This is a genomic window from Cupriavidus sp. 8B (genome assembly GCF_054589115.1).
In genome coordinates, this window is sequence record NZ_BAAILO010000473.1 from 1 (window position 1) to 625 (window position 625).

Annotated in this window: 1 pseudogene; it reads right to left on the reverse strand. The window is 54.4% G+C overall.

Annotated features, from left to right (window positions below):
• Positions 1-96: 96 nt before the first annotated feature.
• Positions 97-447 (reverse strand): annotated as a pseudogene (locus tag ACYP5B_RS44590) (transposase); the annotation flags it as partial.
• Positions 448-625 lie beyond the last annotated feature (178 nt).

Consider the following 625-nt stretch of genomic DNA (forward strand, 5'->3'; position numbering starts at 1 on the left):
CGTTTGTTTCATCCTTGTCTTTGTTTTTCATGCCTTCACCTTCAACGCGCCACGCTTTCCGCCGGATGACCTGTAGCTGAATTGATCAGCATTTCCCTAGTGTTGTGTCCCAGAAATAACTTTACGTAGACGCTCGACTTTGGCGAGGATCGAATCAGCCGTAGCCGTCCAGATAAAGGGGCGTTTGTGAACGTTGTAGTGCTCGACGTAGCGCTGGATTTGCAGGACCAATTGGCGCACGCTTTCAAATGATCCGCGGCGGATAGCCTGCTGCGTGATCAACCCGAACCAGCGCTCGACCTGGTTGAGCCAGCTCGAGTACGTCGGCGTGAAGTGCATGTGATAACGCGGGCGTTTGGCCAACCATGCCTTGACCTTGGGACGCTTGTGAGTAGCGTAGTTGTCCACGATCATGTGCACATTCAGCGCTGCTGGAACGGCCTTATCGCACGCTCCAATGCGTGGAACCTCGCGGGGCGCCATCTAGCACCTTGCTCAGCAATTCGGCCACTACCTCATCGTCATGGGTACTAAACACAGCGTCTTAAGTAATGCAGCATAGTCTTCGCAGCACTTCGTTTGGTCTCTTCCAGTACTGGAAGCAGGCGTCGACCGCCGAGAGGAC